Source organism: Streptococcus vestibularis, assembly GCF_900636445.1.
Taxonomy (GTDB): domain Bacteria; phylum Bacillota; class Bacilli; order Lactobacillales; family Streptococcaceae; genus Streptococcus; species Streptococcus vestibularis.
On sequence record NZ_LR134275.1, the window covers coordinates 1789268 to 1804225 of the forward strand.

The 14958-nt window shown below is 40.2% G+C and carries 22 protein-coding genes, 1 other RNA gene and 1 pseudogene; 5 read left to right on the plus strand and 19 right to left on the minus strand.

Annotated features, from left to right (window positions below):
* Nucleotides 1-64 precede the first annotated feature (64 nt).
* The 4 genes and pseudogenes from dapD to ffs form a co-directional block, all read right to left on the minus strand.
* Nucleotides 65-763: a 2,3,4,5-tetrahydropyridine-2,6-dicarboxylate N-acetyltransferase gene (gene dapD, locus EL076_RS09005; protein ID WP_037621250.1), complete on the minus strand. Its 699-nt coding sequence runs from the start codon at nucleotides 761-763 to the stop codon at nucleotides 65-67.
* Between the two features lie 85 nt (nucleotides 764-848).
* Nucleotides 849-1601 (minus strand): annotated as a pseudogene (locus EL076_RS09010) (HAD family hydrolase).
* A 112-nt stretch (nucleotides 1602-1713) separates the two neighbouring features.
* The gene (locus tag EL076_RS09015) at nucleotides 1714-2553 is read right to left on the minus strand and encodes a methyltransferase domain-containing protein (RefSeq protein WP_126430073.1); all 840 of its coding nucleotides are present in this window, start codon (nucleotides 2551-2553) and stop codon (nucleotides 1714-1716) included.
* Between the two features lie 14 nt (nucleotides 2554-2567).
* An RNA gene (gene ffs, locus EL076_RS09020) (signal recognition particle sRNA small type) lies at nucleotides 2568-2653 on the minus strand.
* A gap of 255 nt (nucleotides 2654-2908) precedes the next feature.
* On the opposite strand from ffs, the gene EL076_RS09025 reads away from it, so the two are divergent.
* From EL076_RS09025 to EL076_RS09035, 3 genes are read left to right on the plus strand one after another with little or no spacing between them, the layout of a single operon-like run.
* Nucleotides 2909-3073 (plus strand): class IIb bacteriocin, lactobin A/cerein 7B family, encoded by a 165-nt coding sequence (locus EL076_RS09025; RefSeq protein ID WP_003091944.1) that lies wholly within the window; start codon nucleotides 2909-2911, stop codon nucleotides 3071-3073.
* A gap of 47 nt (nucleotides 3074-3120) precedes the next feature.
* Complete coding sequence (locus tag EL076_RS09030) at nucleotides 3121-3258, plus strand: class IIb bacteriocin, lactobin A/cerein 7B family (RefSeq protein ID WP_003092077.1); 138 nt, start codon at nucleotides 3121-3123, stop codon at nucleotides 3256-3258.
* 52 nt (nucleotides 3259-3310) lie between these two features.
* Nucleotides 3311-3574, plus strand: a complete 264-nt coding sequence (locus tag EL076_RS09035) for a hypothetical protein (protein ID WP_003091993.1) — start codon at nucleotides 3311-3313, stop codon at nucleotides 3572-3574.
* An 80-nt stretch (nucleotides 3575-3654) separates the two neighbouring features.
* On the opposite strand, the gene tadA is transcribed toward EL076_RS09035, so the two are convergent.
* The 7 genes from tadA to EL076_RS09070 all read right to left on the minus strand — a co-directional run bounded on the left by tadA (nucleotide 3655) and on the right by EL076_RS09070 (nucleotide 8108).
* Nucleotides 3655-4173, minus strand: coding sequence for a tRNA adenosine(34) deaminase TadA (gene tadA / locus EL076_RS09040; RefSeq protein ID WP_003091914.1), 519 nt, complete (start codon nucleotides 4171-4173; stop codon nucleotides 3655-3657).
* Between the two features lie 698 nt (nucleotides 4174-4871).
* A complete protein-coding gene (locus tag EL076_RS09045) occupies nucleotides 4872-5264 on the minus strand; it encodes a single-stranded DNA-binding protein (protein WP_003092010.1) in 393 nt (130 codons plus the stop codon).
* A gap of 204 nt (nucleotides 5265-5468) precedes the next feature.
* Complete coding sequence (locus EL076_RS09050; protein WP_064520013.1) at nucleotides 5469-5696, minus strand: sulfurtransferase TusA family protein; 228 nt, start codon at nucleotides 5694-5696, stop codon at nucleotides 5469-5471.
* A 14-nt stretch (nucleotides 5697-5710) separates the two neighbouring features.
* Nucleotides 5711-6742: a YeeE/YedE family protein gene (locus tag EL076_RS09055; RefSeq protein WP_003091956.1), complete on the minus strand. Its 1032-nt coding sequence runs from the start codon at nucleotides 6740-6742 to the stop codon at nucleotides 5711-5713.
* Nucleotides 6743-6879: 137 nt separating this feature from the next.
* Entirely contained in the window at nucleotides 6880-7503 is a 624-nt protein-coding gene (gene ytpR, locus EL076_RS09060) for a YtpR family tRNA-binding protein (RefSeq protein ID WP_003092102.1), read from the minus strand.
* 9 nt (nucleotides 7504-7512) lie between these two features.
* On the minus strand, nucleotides 7513-7827 hold the full coding sequence (locus EL076_RS09065; protein WP_064520012.1) for a thioredoxin family protein: 315 nt from the start codon (nucleotides 7825-7827) through the stop codon (nucleotides 7513-7515).
* Entirely contained in the window at nucleotides 7824-8108 is a 285-nt protein-coding gene (locus EL076_RS09070; RefSeq protein WP_003091918.1) for a DUF4651 domain-containing protein, read from the minus strand. The genes EL076_RS09065 and EL076_RS09070 overlap by 4 nt, the downstream gene beginning before the upstream one ends.
* A 99-nt stretch (nucleotides 8109-8207) precedes the next feature.
* Between EL076_RS09070 and pepA the strand changes: the two genes are divergently transcribed.
* Nucleotides 8208-9275 carry a glutamyl aminopeptidase gene (pepA, locus tag EL076_RS09075; RefSeq protein ID WP_048788014.1) on the plus strand — a complete coding sequence of 356 codons (1068 nt, stop codon included), beginning with the start codon at nucleotides 8208-8210 and terminating at the stop codon, nucleotides 9273-9275.
* A 15-nt stretch (nucleotides 9276-9290) separates the two neighbouring features.
* Nucleotides 9291-10061: a pyrroline-5-carboxylate reductase gene (gene proC, locus EL076_RS09080; protein ID WP_064520010.1), complete on the plus strand. Its 771-nt coding sequence runs from the start codon at nucleotides 9291-9293 to the stop codon at nucleotides 10059-10061.
* A gap of 29 nt (nucleotides 10062-10090) precedes the next feature.
* On the opposite strand, the gene EL076_RS09085 is transcribed toward proC, so the two are convergent.
* The 8 genes from EL076_RS09085 to comGE all read right to left on the minus strand — a co-directional run bounded on the left by EL076_RS09085 (nucleotide 10091) and on the right by comGE (nucleotide 14935).
* Entirely contained in the window at nucleotides 10091-10753 is a 663-nt protein-coding gene (locus tag EL076_RS09085) for a CPBP family intramembrane glutamic endopeptidase (protein WP_003095899.1), read from the minus strand.
* A 99-nt stretch (nucleotides 10754-10852) separates the two neighbouring features.
* A complete protein-coding gene (locus EL076_RS10515) occupies nucleotides 10853-11323 on the minus strand; it encodes a CAAX protease (protein WP_082901122.1) in 471 nt (156 codons plus the stop codon).
* The gene (locus EL076_RS09095; RefSeq protein ID WP_002885716.1) at nucleotides 11310-11507 is read right to left on the minus strand and encodes a helix-turn-helix transcriptional regulator; all 198 of its coding nucleotides are present in this window, start codon (nucleotides 11505-11507) and stop codon (nucleotides 11310-11312) included. Before EL076_RS09095 ends, EL076_RS10515 begins: the two co-directional genes overlap by 14 nt.
* Nucleotides 11508-11734: 227 nt before the next feature.
* On the minus strand, nucleotides 11735-12928 hold the full coding sequence (locus tag EL076_RS09100) for an acetate kinase (RefSeq protein WP_064520007.1): 1194 nt from the start codon (nucleotides 12926-12928) through the stop codon (nucleotides 11735-11737).
* 56 nt (nucleotides 12929-12984) lie between these two features.
* Nucleotides 12985-13941: a class I SAM-dependent methyltransferase gene (locus EL076_RS09105; protein WP_126430075.1), complete on the minus strand. Its 957-nt coding sequence runs from the start codon at nucleotides 13939-13941 to the stop codon at nucleotides 12985-12987.
* Nucleotides 13942-13985: 44 nt separating this feature from the next.
* Nucleotides 13986-14303: a competence type IV pilus minor pilin ComGG gene (gene comGG / locus EL076_RS09110; RefSeq protein WP_003092009.1), complete on the minus strand. Its 318-nt coding sequence runs from the start codon at nucleotides 14301-14303 to the stop codon at nucleotides 13986-13988.
* Nucleotides 14281-14718 carry a competence type IV pilus minor pilin ComGF gene (gene comGF / locus EL076_RS09115; protein ID WP_003091908.1) on the minus strand — a complete coding sequence of 146 codons (438 nt, stop codon included), beginning with the start codon at nucleotides 14716-14718 and terminating at the stop codon, nucleotides 14281-14283. The genes comGG and comGF overlap by 23 nt, the downstream gene beginning before the upstream one ends.
* A complete protein-coding gene (comGE, locus tag EL076_RS09120) occupies nucleotides 14705-14935 on the minus strand; it encodes a competence type IV pilus minor pilin ComGE (RefSeq protein WP_003095891.1) in 231 nt (76 codons plus the stop codon). Before comGE ends, comGF begins: the two co-directional genes overlap by 14 nt.
* Nucleotides 14936-14958: the final 23 nt, after the last annotated feature.

Genomic DNA, 14958 nt, shown 5'->3' on the forward strand with positions numbered 1-14958 from the left:
TTATTTGTCTTATTTTATAGAGAATCTAGAAATAGAGGCCTTACAGGCCTCTACTATCAATATGTTACAAGTTACGCAAAGCGTCTTCGAGTGCTGTTTTTTGTTGTGTTTTTTCATCAATTTCCTTGATGATGCGAGCCGGAACACCTGCTACAACCACATTTTCAGGGACATCTTGAGTAACGATAGCGCCAGCGGCAACGACTGAACCGTTACCTACTTGAACACCTTCAATCACAACAGCATTAGCACCAACAAGAACATTATCACCGATACGTACTGGCTCTGCTGAAGCTGGTTCAATCACGCCAGCAAGGACTGCACCCGCACCAATGTGGCTGTTTTTACCAACAGTAGCACGACCACCAAGGATAGCACCCATATCAATCATAGTACCTGCACCGATTTCCGCCCCGATATTGATTACAGCACCCATCATAACGACAGCATTGTCTTCAATCGTTACTTGATCACGGATAATGGCACCTGGCTCGATACGGGCATTAAGGTGACGCTTATCAAGCAATGGAACAGCTGAGTTACGGCCATCTTGTTCCACAACGTAGTCCTTATTTTCCGTCAAGTTGGCAAGAAGCGGCTCGATATCTTTCCAGTCACCGAAAAGAACATTGCCAAGCTTAGTGACAGAAGTTGGAACAGCAGTTGCCAATTCCCCTTCAAAAGTTACTTTAACATTTGTTTTCTTTTCTGCATTACCGATAAAAGCGATAATTTCTTGTGCAGACATTTTTTGTGCAGTCATGAGATTCTCCATTCACATAAAGTTAGGAATTATTATACCAAAAATTCTGATAATTGTCTTTGCTTTTGCCAAATAGAGTGTATTTTTATGTAAATTCTGGCTTTAGAGATTCTATATCAGTAATCACTCGGTCTGGCTTGATTGGGGAATTCTCCAGTTCTCGACGAGAATACGGGAAGGTATTGAGCAAGATACCATCGATCCCAACTGCTTCAGCCACAGCAATATCAGTCGTCAAGTCATTTCCCACCATGACAGTCTCAGATGGCTTTAACCGATGATCATCCAAAACTTGCTTTAAAAATTCAGGTTGAGGCTTACAGATACCGGCATCCGAAGACAAGTAAATGGCATCAAAGTAAGGTCTTAACGCCATTAAGTCAATCTCAGCATTAGTAAAGGCTGCTTGAGCATTAGACAAGAGATAGAGACGACAGTCCTGCTCTTTTAGAAAGGCTAGAACCTCCTTAGTATGAGGATAAGCTGTCAAATATTTTCGAGATAGGACGCGAAAGACCATGGCTATCAAATTTCCCCAATCGTCCAGCTGATTAGAGTTACTAGACTGAGGCCGAGCATCTACATAAAGCTGGTTAAAAATGTGAGCTAAATCAATTTCTGGATAAGCAACTCCTTTGAGCTCTATTAACTCCTTACGGGCCTGATCCACGCGCTTAACATAAGCCTTTTTAAGAGTCTAGCCCTCATAAGCCGCTCCATAAGCTTGATATAGTTGGCCTAGTTTATCCCATAACACAGGATCCTTCTCATCGGTTAGGATATCAACCAAAGTACCATAAAAATCAAAAATGTAGTTCTTATAGACTCTATTTTTCATCGCTTTTTACCCATTACTGAAACTTTCTTACTTATTGCTCTCATCATACACCTTTTAGGAAGACCAAACAAGCTAACTGAGATATTTTCCCATCAAAAAATCCCAACGACTGTTAGGATTGCTTATCATCTCTAATACGGCCAATCAGCAGTTCTCCTGAAACAGTTAATTGCGTCACTGAAGTCAAGTCCAAAGTATCCTTATTGGCATGGAAGAAAAGAGGTGTCATCTCAGCAAATGTTTGAACATGCTCTGATGGCATAGACCAAGTCTTAGTAACCGTCACACGCTCCAAAAGCTCACAGGACTCCTGGAAATGTTCCAAAACATCCTGGTTAGAATAAGCTTGCACCTCCGGTAACAGTTGGCGAAACTCTTTAAGATGATCTTCGTGAGGAATAACCTTAAAAATCAAGCCCTGATCAGACAAAAGTCTTCCAAATTCTTGATAATTAGCTGGTGAAAAGATATCTAAAATGACATCGATACCGTGTTCACGTAAGGGCAATTGAGCCAAATCACCAACAAACCAAGCTACATTTTTCTGAGGATTTTGACGTGCCGCAAGAAGGATAGAATCCTTAGACAAGTCAAAGGCCATGAAATCCTTGTCAAACTCTTGAGCCAACTGACGGCTATAGTAGCCCTCACCACAGGCAACATCTAGAACATGCGAATGTTTAGGAAGATCACGCAAGCGCTCTGAAATCACCTCCAGGATAGGATCATAATAGCCTGCTGCTAAAATCTGGCTCCTCTTTTCAAAAGAAGCCATATCATAGTGCTTATCTCCCTTAGTCTGTCTCAAAAAATTGACAAAGCCCTGCTTGGCAATATTAAAGGTATGCCTATTCTGACAAACCAAGCTAGACAAATCCAAATGCATTGGCGCCTGACAGATAGGACAAGCAAAAAGACTCTCTTGATCTTTAAAAACACTAAATTTGGCCATAAATCCTCCTTAACACAAAAAAAGAGCACACACCTGAAATCGCTTAGGGCTGCTGGATTCCTCCCCTGACCCGCTTCACGCACAGATGTTGCTCCGAAAAATATTATACCATAAATTAAAGTGATTGCAAGTAGGGAACTTAAGACAAGACTAGCAATGCCATAGTGGCATAAATGTCACTACTTTTTATTTCTCTTCACCTTATAATAAATCCATAGCTTGAGGAAAGTACCAAAAGCCAGTGATATAACTGACTTTATTGAAAGGAGAAGTCATACTTAGGGTATCTCTTAGCACGTGGTTAGGGGGCTAAAAGATTTTAAAACTAATCAAGAATAAAAAGAGGAGAATGACAATGATTAACAAAGAAATGAAGGCAGCTGAGCTAGCCTCAGTAACAGGAGGCGGATGGAAAACAAATCTTGCCGTTGGAGTTGGAGGTCTCTGTCTTGCTTCAGGACCTATTGGAACACTTATATGTATTGGTTCCTACAACGGCTACATGGATACTGCTCGATAAGAAGAAAGGACAATAAGAACAATGACTAAAACAACAACCGTAAGAAAATGACTACTCAAGAACTCGAAATCGTATCAGGTGGTACTGTTCCTTGGGTTGCTATTTCAGTAGGAATTGTTGGCTCAAAACTGACTTATGATCTAAGCTATGCTGCGGGTAAATCTTTCTACAATCACGCACACTAATAAAAGAACTTAACTTCAACTGACATCTCAAAGATTTTGAGGATGATAACTTATGAAGTTTACAAAAAATCAAACAAATGATACTACTGCTAATCAATCACCTAAAATGAACAACTATTTACTCGTAAAAATCGCTTTAGCTGGAATTATCAGTAGCCTATTTCTCATACTCCTAATCAACCTTATCTTTCATGTACGATTAGGAACACCAATTATTGACACTAATTTGAAATCCGCTTTTGGTACACTTATCCTCTTCATGCCTATTTTTCTTTTGACAAGAGAACAAGAAAAACATAAGACTAGGGAAGAGTGACTTAAAGAGCCTTCAATAAAACAAGACTCCCTCTAATATCCCATTGAAAAATGCAAGCTCTTTTGGCTTGCATTTTGTCTTTACATATCTTGCACAACTTCTAATTTAGCCAATCGTTTGGCTTCTTTTTTGCGTTCACGGCTCTGGCGGAAAAAGTCTTGCATAATCTTAGCACACTCTTCCTCCATGACACCAGTCTCTACTTCTACGCGATGATTGAGACGCTCATCTCTTAGGATATCATAAAGGCTACCTGCACCACCAAATTTTTGATTGCATGCTCCATAGATAACTTTAGGAATACGAGCTAGGCCAATGGCGCCACTACACATGACACAGGGTTCAATAGTCACAAAAAGGGTGCAGTCTAACAAACGCCAGTTGCCCACTGTCCTATTGGCCTCCTGAATGGCCATGACCTCCGCATGCATAATAGCTTGGTTAAGCTCCTCACGCGCATTATGCCCACGACCAACGATTTCTCTATCCTTAACAATAACACAACCAATTGGAATTTCTGCTTTATCTAGAGATTTTTGGGCCTCCTTAAGAGCCTCAGACATAAAGAACTCTTTCTCTTCTTGGCTATAGTCAAGCATTTGTCTTACTCCTGTTCCAAGATTAACGAGATACCGTCTCGCTTAGTCCCTCTATTATAGCATAAGAAAAACATTCCCTTTCCAAAAGGCACAAAAAAAGCTAAGACGAATCATCCTAGCTTCAAACACATTAGTTTGGTGAGTCTTAGGAATCACACTAATGTTGTTCCCCCAAGGCTAGACGAAAAGTCAACGACCGCTTAACATCCTAATTTATATGTCAGTCAGAGTGTGTCATAGTCAATTGTCTGTGAAATCTTTGAATCAGCCTATGGCCTCACAACAATAAACAAAAATGCAACTGTCTCAAACAATTACAAGGATAGTGTTATAGTTGTGATACTTCACACTTTCCTTCCAAACAAGTAATGCCTACTATAGTTTATCACGAAACCTCTATCATTTAATTTAAAAAAGAGAATTGTTAATTGTGTCTACTATTTTGGCTAATCCACCAAACAGCAAAAACATGTTATAACTGCATTTAAAGGTTTTTCGAATAAATTTCTCTACTCTATCTATACTTTTAAACACCTATCATCCTAAGACTTATCTAATTTTACTATTTATTAGTCTAACGAGTGTTTAATATTTCGTCTCCAACAATTCTTTAAAACAAGGTATGGAACAAGATAATGATTTTTTTGGAGTGATTGCTTCAAAGATAGAAGACTTAAATAGCTAGTACAAAGGATAAACTAAAAGGGAAGTTCTTCTTCTAAAATCAGATCAGCCAAGTCATTGTCAGGATTATTTTCCCTAACAGCACGCTGAGCACGACTCTCCAGAAGTTGGAAAGAGGAACAAAGCACTTCAGTAACGTAATGAGTTTGACCATCCTTATCATACTTACGAGTGCGAATCTCACCATCAAGAGAAATTAAACTTCCCTTGCTAGCATAAGATGCCAAGGTCTCAGCTAAACGGCCCCAAACCACTACTGTGATAAAGTCAGCCTCACGCTCACCATTTTGCGTCTTATAGCGACGATTAACCGCAACTGTGACACGTGTAAAAGACCTGTCGCTAGCAGTCTTAACTATTTCAGGTGTTGCTGTCAAACGTCCAATTAAAATTACTTTGTTATACATTTTTTACCTCCACCTATCTATTCGTAAGAGGGAGTAAAAAAGTGGTTTATTTTAAATAGTTTTACAAATTTTTTCGAGAGGATCCTCTCTAATACTCGAATCCCTCTACTACTCGAAGAATATTATGTTTCTAGAAATAGTACTCCATAAAATATTTTCATTACAAAAATTGATCTTTAAATATTCCCGACTCGCTTAGCTAACTCAACGTTTTTGAACCACAATTTCCCAAGAAGCAGGACCAATTCGGTCAAAGCGAGTTACAGGATAATCATTATCTGCAGCCCAGTTTGGAATACTTTCCGTTGCTTGCGTACAATCGAAAGCAATCAACAACTCATCTCCAACAGCTAATTCAGCTATTTTTTTCTTCGCATCAATCAATGGAAATGGACATACCAGTCCACCAGTTTCAAGTTTTACCAAAGTCATATTATATTCTCCTCTTAATTTTTATTTGGTTTTACAAAGATAATATAGGAAGCCGTCCAAACACCTAAAATAGTCACTGGCAAAGCAATCCATCCCTTACTAGAAAAAATTGCTGTAGCTGTTAAACCATTACCAATCGTACAGCCACCAGCCCATGAAGCACCGATTCCCATAAAAATCCCCCCTAGTGTGCTCTTACCGATGGTTGACAAGTCTGGCAAGCGCCAACGAAACTCTAGAGACACCTTTGCAGCAAGAAAGGAACCAAGAAAAATCCCCAATACAAGAAAAACACCCCAACCAAGCTGTTTACTATCACCTGTAATAATATAACTAATTAGATGTGCTGAGGGAGTTGTAATACCTAACCCTCCAACACGACCTGTCAACTGACTGGCAGGCCAAGCAATTAAAGCAACAAGACCTATTAGAAGTCCTGCAAAATATTTATGGTAAGTTTTCTCAAAAAGATAGTGTCTCACTCCCTTATATTTTGATGGAAGCGTAGCAATCTGACGTCTGGGCTTACGTAACTCTCGAATGACGACAAAACTTGTTATAGCTACTAATAAAACAAGAAAATACCAAACCGGAATTCCTAATTGACCAGCTAAATCATCATTAATTACCCATCGCTTGGCTATTAATTGATTCAAAGGAACAAGAAATCCTGATTTCATAGCTGCTGCACTTATCATATAAAAGAATAGTGCAACCCAACTACCTAGGAGCCCTTCACCTGCACGATACCACGTTCCTGTGGCACATCCCCCTGCAAGAACAATTCCAATACCAAATAGATAGGAACCCACAATTGCTCCTAACACGGAGAAGTCTTCATAGGGATTTCCAACAATACCTAATTTAATCAGGGAAAGCACTCCTATACTTTCTACTGTGATTGCAATAAGGAAAGCGTAAAATAAGGTATTATTACGAGCAATATACATGTCTCGGAAACCACCAGTCAAGCAGAAACGAGTTCGTTGCAAAATGAATCCAAATATTAGACCAATGAGCCCACCAGAAAGAACAGTCGTAAGCATAAGTACCTCCTAAAGTAAATATTGATTACATTTTAAGAAAAATATTACAACTTGCATAATCTTTCTTTTTTATGATTAGCTATAAACTTTCTTTATGACAAACAAAAAAGCGGCTTACTTACCGCTTCTTGTCTTATTTACCCTTTCCAGTGTTTGGCTGGATCAAAAGTCTCACCGACTACTGCTGAATCATCAAGTTCAATAATACCACGTTTTTGTGGGGCATTTGGAAGTGCCAACTCACGTGGGGAACACATCATACCATAACTATCTTCACCACGAAGTTTTCCTGGGAAGATAAGGGCACCGCTAGGCATCATAGCACCGGGAAGAGCTACGATAGTTTTAAGACCAAGCGCTGCGTTTGGTGCTCCTGCAACAATTTGGACCTTCTTATCACCAATGTTCACTTGGCAGATGTTAAGGTGGTCACTGTCTGGATGTGGAACCATTTCTTCAATTTGTCCAACCACAAAGACTGGTCCTTGTGTGTTTTCCAAACGCTCTTCAAAGCCCTCTTTAGCCAATTCCTCGTTCAAAACAGCTACATCTTGGTCTGACAAGAAAACTTGACCGTTACCTTTGATATCAATGAGGCTTGACGCTTCAAAAATATTCCAAGCAAGAGTCTTGCCTGTTTCATCAGCTGTGACACGCGCCACTTTACCTTTACGTTCTACGCTACGTTTGACGTCTTTAGTATCTTCCAAAATAACCAACAAAACGTCGCCAACTTGTTCCTTATTGTATGCAAAAATCATGGGTTCTCCTTATACTGTTGCCAAAAAGGCAGTGATTTCTTCTTTAGTTTTACGAGCTTTATTGACCAAGCGTCCCAATTCCTGACCTTTCTGAGTCACAACAAAACTTGGGATACCAAAAATATTCCAAGTTTGTGCCAAAGCCATATAATCATCACGATTAACACGCACAAAGGTCATATCTGGATGGAGGGCTTCGATTTCAGGCATAACGGGATAGATGAACTGACAGTCTGGACACCAATCGGCAGTGAAAAAGAAAACCACCTTTTGATCACTTTCGACATAGCTTGCCAGTTCTTCAAGATTCTTAGGAATAATCATGCCTGCTCCTCCTCATAGGTCAAGATATCCTCTGCATAAACAAAGCTATAGGCACGTCCATCCTCTAAGACGATACCTCCTGTAAGCCCTGGATTTTCCTTATCAGTGGGATTTGTATAAAGGACTGCGATAGTCCCCAAGTGAGATAATTCTTGTCTAATATCTTGGATTAATGCAGCCTTCTTCATTTCTGCACGTGACTGTCTATACTTCTCTGCCATTGCCAAGAGACCTAAAGCTCCTACGCCTCCAGCAAACAAGGCCAATGTTTTACGTTTCATAAGAAACATTTTACCATAATTTTAGAGGAATGGGGAGAGGCTACCTATCTCTTAAGAATCGTGCTAAAATAGTAGCAAGTACTACTCAAGGAGGATTTTATGACTACCCTATTTGACAAAATTAAAGAAGTAACCGAGCTCAGTGCTACTTCAGGCTTTGAAGCTCCTGTACGCGACTACCTTCGCAACAATATCACCCCACTTGTAGATGAGGTCCAAATAGATGGTCTCGGTGGTATTTTCGGTATCAAGCATAGCCGGGCAGAAAATACCCCTAAGGTGCTTGTGGCTGCCCACATGGACGAAGTTGGGTTTATGATTAAAGAAATCAAGGCAGACGGAACTTTCCGTGTCGTCGAACTTGGTGGTTGGAACCCACTGGTTGTCAGCTCACAACGCTTCACCCTACACACTCGTGATGGCCGTATCTATCCTGTCATCTCAGGTTCGGTACCACCTCATTTCTTACGTGCCAGCGGTGGGGCTCCAAGTCTTCCTAGTGTTTCTGATATCGTCTTTGATGCTGGTTTTTCCAACCAAGAAGAGGCTAATGCCTACGGTGTTTTTCCAGGTGATGTCATCATTCCTGAATCAGAAACGATCCTCACAGCCAATCAAAAGAATGTCATTTCTAAAGCTTGGGATAACCGTTATGGTGTTCTCATGATTCGCGAACTCTTGGAAAACGTTAAAGATCAAGAACTCAATAATACTCTAATTGCTGGTGCCAATGTTCAAGAAGAAGTTGGTTTACGTGGTGCCCATGTTTCTACCACTAAATTTGATCCTGAAGTTTTCTTTGCAGTGGACTGTTCTCCTGCAGGTGATATTTATGGTAATCAAGGTAAGGTAGGTGATGGTACCCTTATTCGTTTCTTCGACCCAGGTCACATCATGTTGCCAAATATGAAAGATTTCCTTTTGACTACAGCTGAAGAAGCTGGTATCAAATACCAATACTACTGTGCTGCGGGCGGAACAGATGCTGGTGCCGCTCACTTGAAGAATGCTGGTGTTCCATCAACAACTATCGGTGTTTGTGCCCGCTACATTCACTCGCACCAAACCCTTTATGCGATGGATGACTTCCTAGAAGCACAGGCTTTCTTACAAGCTATTGTTAAGAAGTTGAATCGCTCAACAGTAGATTTGATTAAAAACTATTAAGATAAGGAGTAACCCATGATTATAGGTTTTATCGGTGTCGGAAAAATGGCAACAGCTATTATCAACGGCCTAAATACAAGCTCACATCGTATCATTATTTCAGGGTCTTCCTTGGCTCGTTCGCGCCAAATTGCAGAGGAACTAGAGGTTGAAGCTGCTGCTTCCCATCAGGAATTGTTGGATAAGGCTGACCTGGTCATACTAGGTATCAAACCTCAAATGTTTGATAAGGTACTAGCTGGTCTCAACTTCCATCAACCTATCATGAGTATGGCTGCTGGAGTAACCTTGGAACGCCTCGCTTCACTCACCAGCCCAGACCTTCCTCTTATTCGTATCATGCCGAACCTTAATGCTCAGATTCTTAAGAGTACTACCGGTCTTTGCACTAATGATAAAGTATCCGAGGGCCTTTTGGCAGTTGCCAAGGAAATCACAGATAGTTTTGGAACTACTGTTGAATTGGCCGAGAAGGACTTTGATACCTTCACTGCCCTAGCTGGCTCTAGTCCGGCCTACATCGCCCTCTTTATCGAGGCTCTGGCTAAAGCTGGTGTCAAAAATGGCCTAAGTAAGCAAGTTGCTTTGACCATTGCCACACAGACCGTTCTAGCTACTGCTGAAAATCTCAGTCTAGGTAGCGACAGTCCACATGATCTTATTGACAAGGTATGTAGCCCTGGTGGCACTACTATCGCCGGTCTCATGGACCTTGAGCGTACAGGCCTTACCCATAGTGTGGCTTCAAGTATTGATACAACCATTGGTAAAGCTCAAAAACTATAAAAAAGAAAAAGCTCGGAAAATTCCGAGCTTTATTTGATATATGGTGCTAAAAATTGTAAAAGTAACATCATTGAAACCACAATACTATTGTTAATCATATGGGCTATGATACAGTACTCTAACTTTTGACACTTACGATATACTACCCCAAGGGTAAACCCCATACCTGCATATATAATCCAGACACCGATACTATTAGGCATATGAACAAGGCCAAAGAGTAAACTACTTAGAGTCAACCCAACAATAGAATCTGGATTAAAGACACGTCCCATGAGGAGCCCTCTAAAAATCAACTCTTCCACAATCGGTGCCATAATCACCGTAACTGTTATGAGAACAAAGGGATTCATATGGGCATTTTCTATGGCTGCCTGATTGGCGCTATTACTAACACCCTCCATTTGCATGACCATCCCACCTACCCTAGTAACAATGTAAATACCTAGGTAGGTCAAGCCAATCATACCCCATGCCTTTAAGGAAGAAAGTGTCTTGAACCCCTCAAGAAGCCCCATGCGTTTTCCTAAGAAAAGAGCTCCTGCACTAATGAGTAGCATAACCAAAATTAGGAGACTCACTGCCCTCACGTCTTTAACACGAACAAATATGGTTGGAGCTTGTTCAATACACAAAATTAGGAAAGCCAGTAAGAAATAAAGAAAGCGTTTTAAAATGGACTCTTTGTTCATAAGAAGCTACCTCTTTTCATTGTTATTTTGTACCTTTATTATAATACAAATCTACTGTTTTGACAAGCCACTATGAAATAGAGGGATAATTAAGGAATCTTATACGATTTTAGATAGGATGAGACGAATAAAGACAAATCCTACAACTAAGCCATAGAGCAAGACAGATAAGACTGTAACATATGGCAACTGAATACTGACAAAGGCATATAGGGCAATCAAAGCAAAGATAAGCAAAAATTCTAGAATCAGAGTTGCGACCGCTGTCACCTGCAAAATCTGTTTATTTCGCTCATCGTAGGCGGCAATATACATCCGGTGAAGGCGTTTAGGATGACTAAGCGCTGCAAAATAATAAATCGACAGAGCATAACTCCCAATGGTAACCCCCACTACTAATCCTAGTGCATAATCACTAAGACTATTAGAGCAAACAATAAATAATCCCAAAATACCCAAAGAAAAGAAAGAACATGATACTCGGACTATGTATCTTTTATACTCTGATTCTGCTTTTTTCTTTCCTAACGTCTTTAATAACCTATCTTGATACTCCTTAATCTTCCTCAAAAATAAAGACTTCTTCAATAGTCTTTCCAAAATACCTAGCAATTTTAAAAGCCAGCTCCAAGGACGCATTATAGCGACCTTTTTCGAGTGAAATGATGGTCTGCCTGGTGACCCCCATTTCATCTGCTAACTCTGCCTGACTAATCTTATTAGCCTTGCGAAGTTCCTGAATTTTTGTTTCCATATGATACCTCAACCTTATAGTTTATTCTCAAATCGTTAAACTCCTTACTTTTATTTGTTAAGTTAACTTTACATCAATAGTATAGTTTACTTTACATTTTTTGTAAAGTTTTCTTTACTTATTGAATTACACATATATGGACATAGGCGAATGATTCTTTTAAAGCATTCAAAAAAGCTGGCCAATTGCTCAGCCAACTTTTCTGGTCTTATCTAATTTTTGATAACTTATTTAGTTTTAAGGCGCTCAACATCACGCGCAATCACCAACTCTTCATCTGTTGGGATAACAAATACTTTAACAGCTGACTCTGCTGTTGTAATGTCGCCTACATGTCCAAAGACATTCTTTTCAGGATCCACTTCAATACCAAACCAAGTGAGACCATCCAAAACTGAAGCACGAACTTCTGCAGAGTTTTCACCAATACCTGCTGTAAAGACGATAGCATCCGCTCCGTTCAGCACACCGAAGTATTGAGCGATGTATTTACGCAAACGATCCACATAAAGATCATAGGCCAAGGCACATTTTTCATCACCAGCATTCTTACCAGCAATGATATCACGCATATCACTTGATTTTTCAGAAATACCAAGAAGACCTGATTCCTTATTAAAGACGTGACGGATACGCTCAGCATCTGCCATTTCAGGCTCACGGTCAATAACAAATGGAATAATCGCAGGGTCAAGATCCCCAGTACGTGTTCCCATCATAACGCCACCAAGTGGTGTCAACCCCATTGATGTGTCTACTGATTTACCACCATCAACGGCAGTAATAGAAACACCATTTCCCACATGGGCTGTGATAATCTTAGTTTCTTCAATTGGCTTACCTAACAACTTAGCTGCTTCTTGAGAAACATATTGGTGACTAGTTCCGTGTGCTCCATACTTACGGACTTGGTAGTCTGTATAGTAACGATTAGGCACTGGATAACGGTAGGCCACTTCCGGCATAGATGTATGAAAAGCTGTATCAAAAACAGCAACACTTGTAATATCTGGGAGGAGCTCCTTAAAGGCACGAATCCCTGAGGCTGCACCTGGATTATGTAACGGTGCCAAGGCTGACAATTCTTCAATCTTAGCCAAGGCATCTTCATCCACCAAGCTTGATTCTTTGAAATATTCTCCACCAGCAACTACACGGTGACCAACACCTGTAATTTCATCATAGCTCTTGATAATATCGAAACGAATCAAGTCATCAAGCAAGATTTTTACCGCTTGAACATGGTCAGCAATATCTAAGGTTTGCGATTCAGAACAGTCAGCAAATTTTACTGTTGAAACAGAATCTTTCAAGCCGATACGTTCAATCAAACCCTTAGCAAGAATAACTTCATCTGGCATCTCATATAGTTGCCATTTCAAGCTTGAGCTTCCTGCATTAATTGCTATTGTTTTTGTCATAAGCCACCTCTTTGTAAAACGCTTTCAATAATATAGTCCTATTCTAACATGTTTTGCTAGAAAATGGAATTATCTGATTTCCATTTTTGGAAATTCTCTGTAAAATCTTTGAGGACCTCTGGATTTTGCAAATCGCTAAGTGGATAAACGAAAGTCTCAGGAGCATTTTCAGTTTGTTTTTTAAGCACAAAGATAGACTTCATGTTATGTTTATTGCCAAAAGCTGCTTCTGGAAGAGTGATAACAGCAATAATATCAGCATATCCTGATAGCCATTTCTTAAGCAAGTCACTTTGTGGGCTTGTCAAAAGATTAGTTGGTGCTAAAATAATAGCAATACCATCTTTCTTCAGGTACTTGAGTGATTGCTCCATGAGAAGATGATGGGCATAGGTGTGTTCACCAGTTGCTGCAACCTTGAAACGACTCGCAATCTCATCATTAGGGTAGTAACCAACAGGTAGGTCACTGATAATAACATCACTCTCTTTGAGAATGTGTGGTCGAACAGCATCTTCTTGGATGTAAACTGCACTCGAATTCACCACATCAGCAATACTAGCTGACAAATCGATAAGGAGATCGTCAACTTCCATTCCCATATAATTAAGGGTTTTCTGACTATTATTTAGAAGAGTTTCAGCCAAGTTTCCTGTCCCCGAACCAATCTCCAAAACATCTAATTGGTCGTCCTTGGTCAAACCTTCGAGTAGGTAGAGGATGATAAAGCCAATAGCATCAGGTGTAAACTGGTGATTGGCCTGTAAGGCTTCCAATTGCCCTAGCTTGATAAACAAGAACTGAAAAGCACGACGCCACTCCTCTTTACTTAGATCAAGAGCACGTAATTTCTCGTTGTTTTTGATAATGACTTCATTAGCTACCTCAGCCCCCAAATAATAGGAATTTTGCTCAATAAGCGCATCGTAAGCATGGGTTCCAAGATCACTTTCAATGGTTTGGACATTTTCTAACAACAGCTCAAAGGCTGTCTCAATTGCTTCAAAATTCATGATTTCCTCCGTCCTTCTATCATATCAAAAAGGAAAGAGAATTTCTATTTCTGCTCCTGTTTCTTCACATAACGATAGGTCTTAATTTGGCCTTTACTGACAACTCGAACAATCACTTGTTTATCCTTAACCTCGTAAGTCGTAGTACCCTGAGAAAAACTAAAAGCACCTGCTTCCTTATCCACCAAATCCATGGTCATCTCTGCCATGAGACGACTTTGACTGGTCACTATTTGTGCTTGGTTTTGTCTAGAGCTAGCAACCACCCGTTCCAGATAAACATGAAGAAGGAGTGTGAAAATGCCAGCCATAAAAAGAGCGTAGAGGAGAACGCCTCCCCTAACCTGTTTTTTCAAAAGCATAAATAAAACTCCTTTGTAGTCCATTTTTAAGAGTCACTTGAATAGTAACTATCTGGTTCTTTTGACTTACCGTACTAGATTTGACATCGAAAAGCATTGGTTGATAGCCTCGACCGTCAGCATTTGTTTTTCGAAAATCAGTAGCACTTGAAAGTCCAAAAGCCAGGTCTTGATTATCCTGCTTGACATAGAGTTTGTTCCCCTCTACCTTTACCAACTGACAACCTTCTAATTCTGCCTCCATTTGTTGGACAAATAGAAGCCAGTCTTGGTTTTCTTGTTGTCTTACCTGTTTGACATTGCCCACCAGAACGGTGGTTAAGCCCTGATATACTTGGACAGAACCAGCTATAACCAGTAAGGCTACCAGACATTCCAAAAGGGTAAAGGCGCGAACCTTACTATTTAGAGACATGAGTAATTTCCTTTCCTGATTCATAAACTGTGATGCCTTGCTTGCTACGTTTTACTGTCACTGTGATACCATTTAAGGTCAACTGATCCTGTTTGGTCTGAACTGCCATGGTAGCCACACTCAAGACCTCCTGTTGGTGGAGATTCCTAGCCATTAGCCTACGATTGGTATTGATCTGATCCAAGATAAGACCACTGACGAGTACTAAAACAGCCATTGCTATCAGGCTTTCGATAAGAA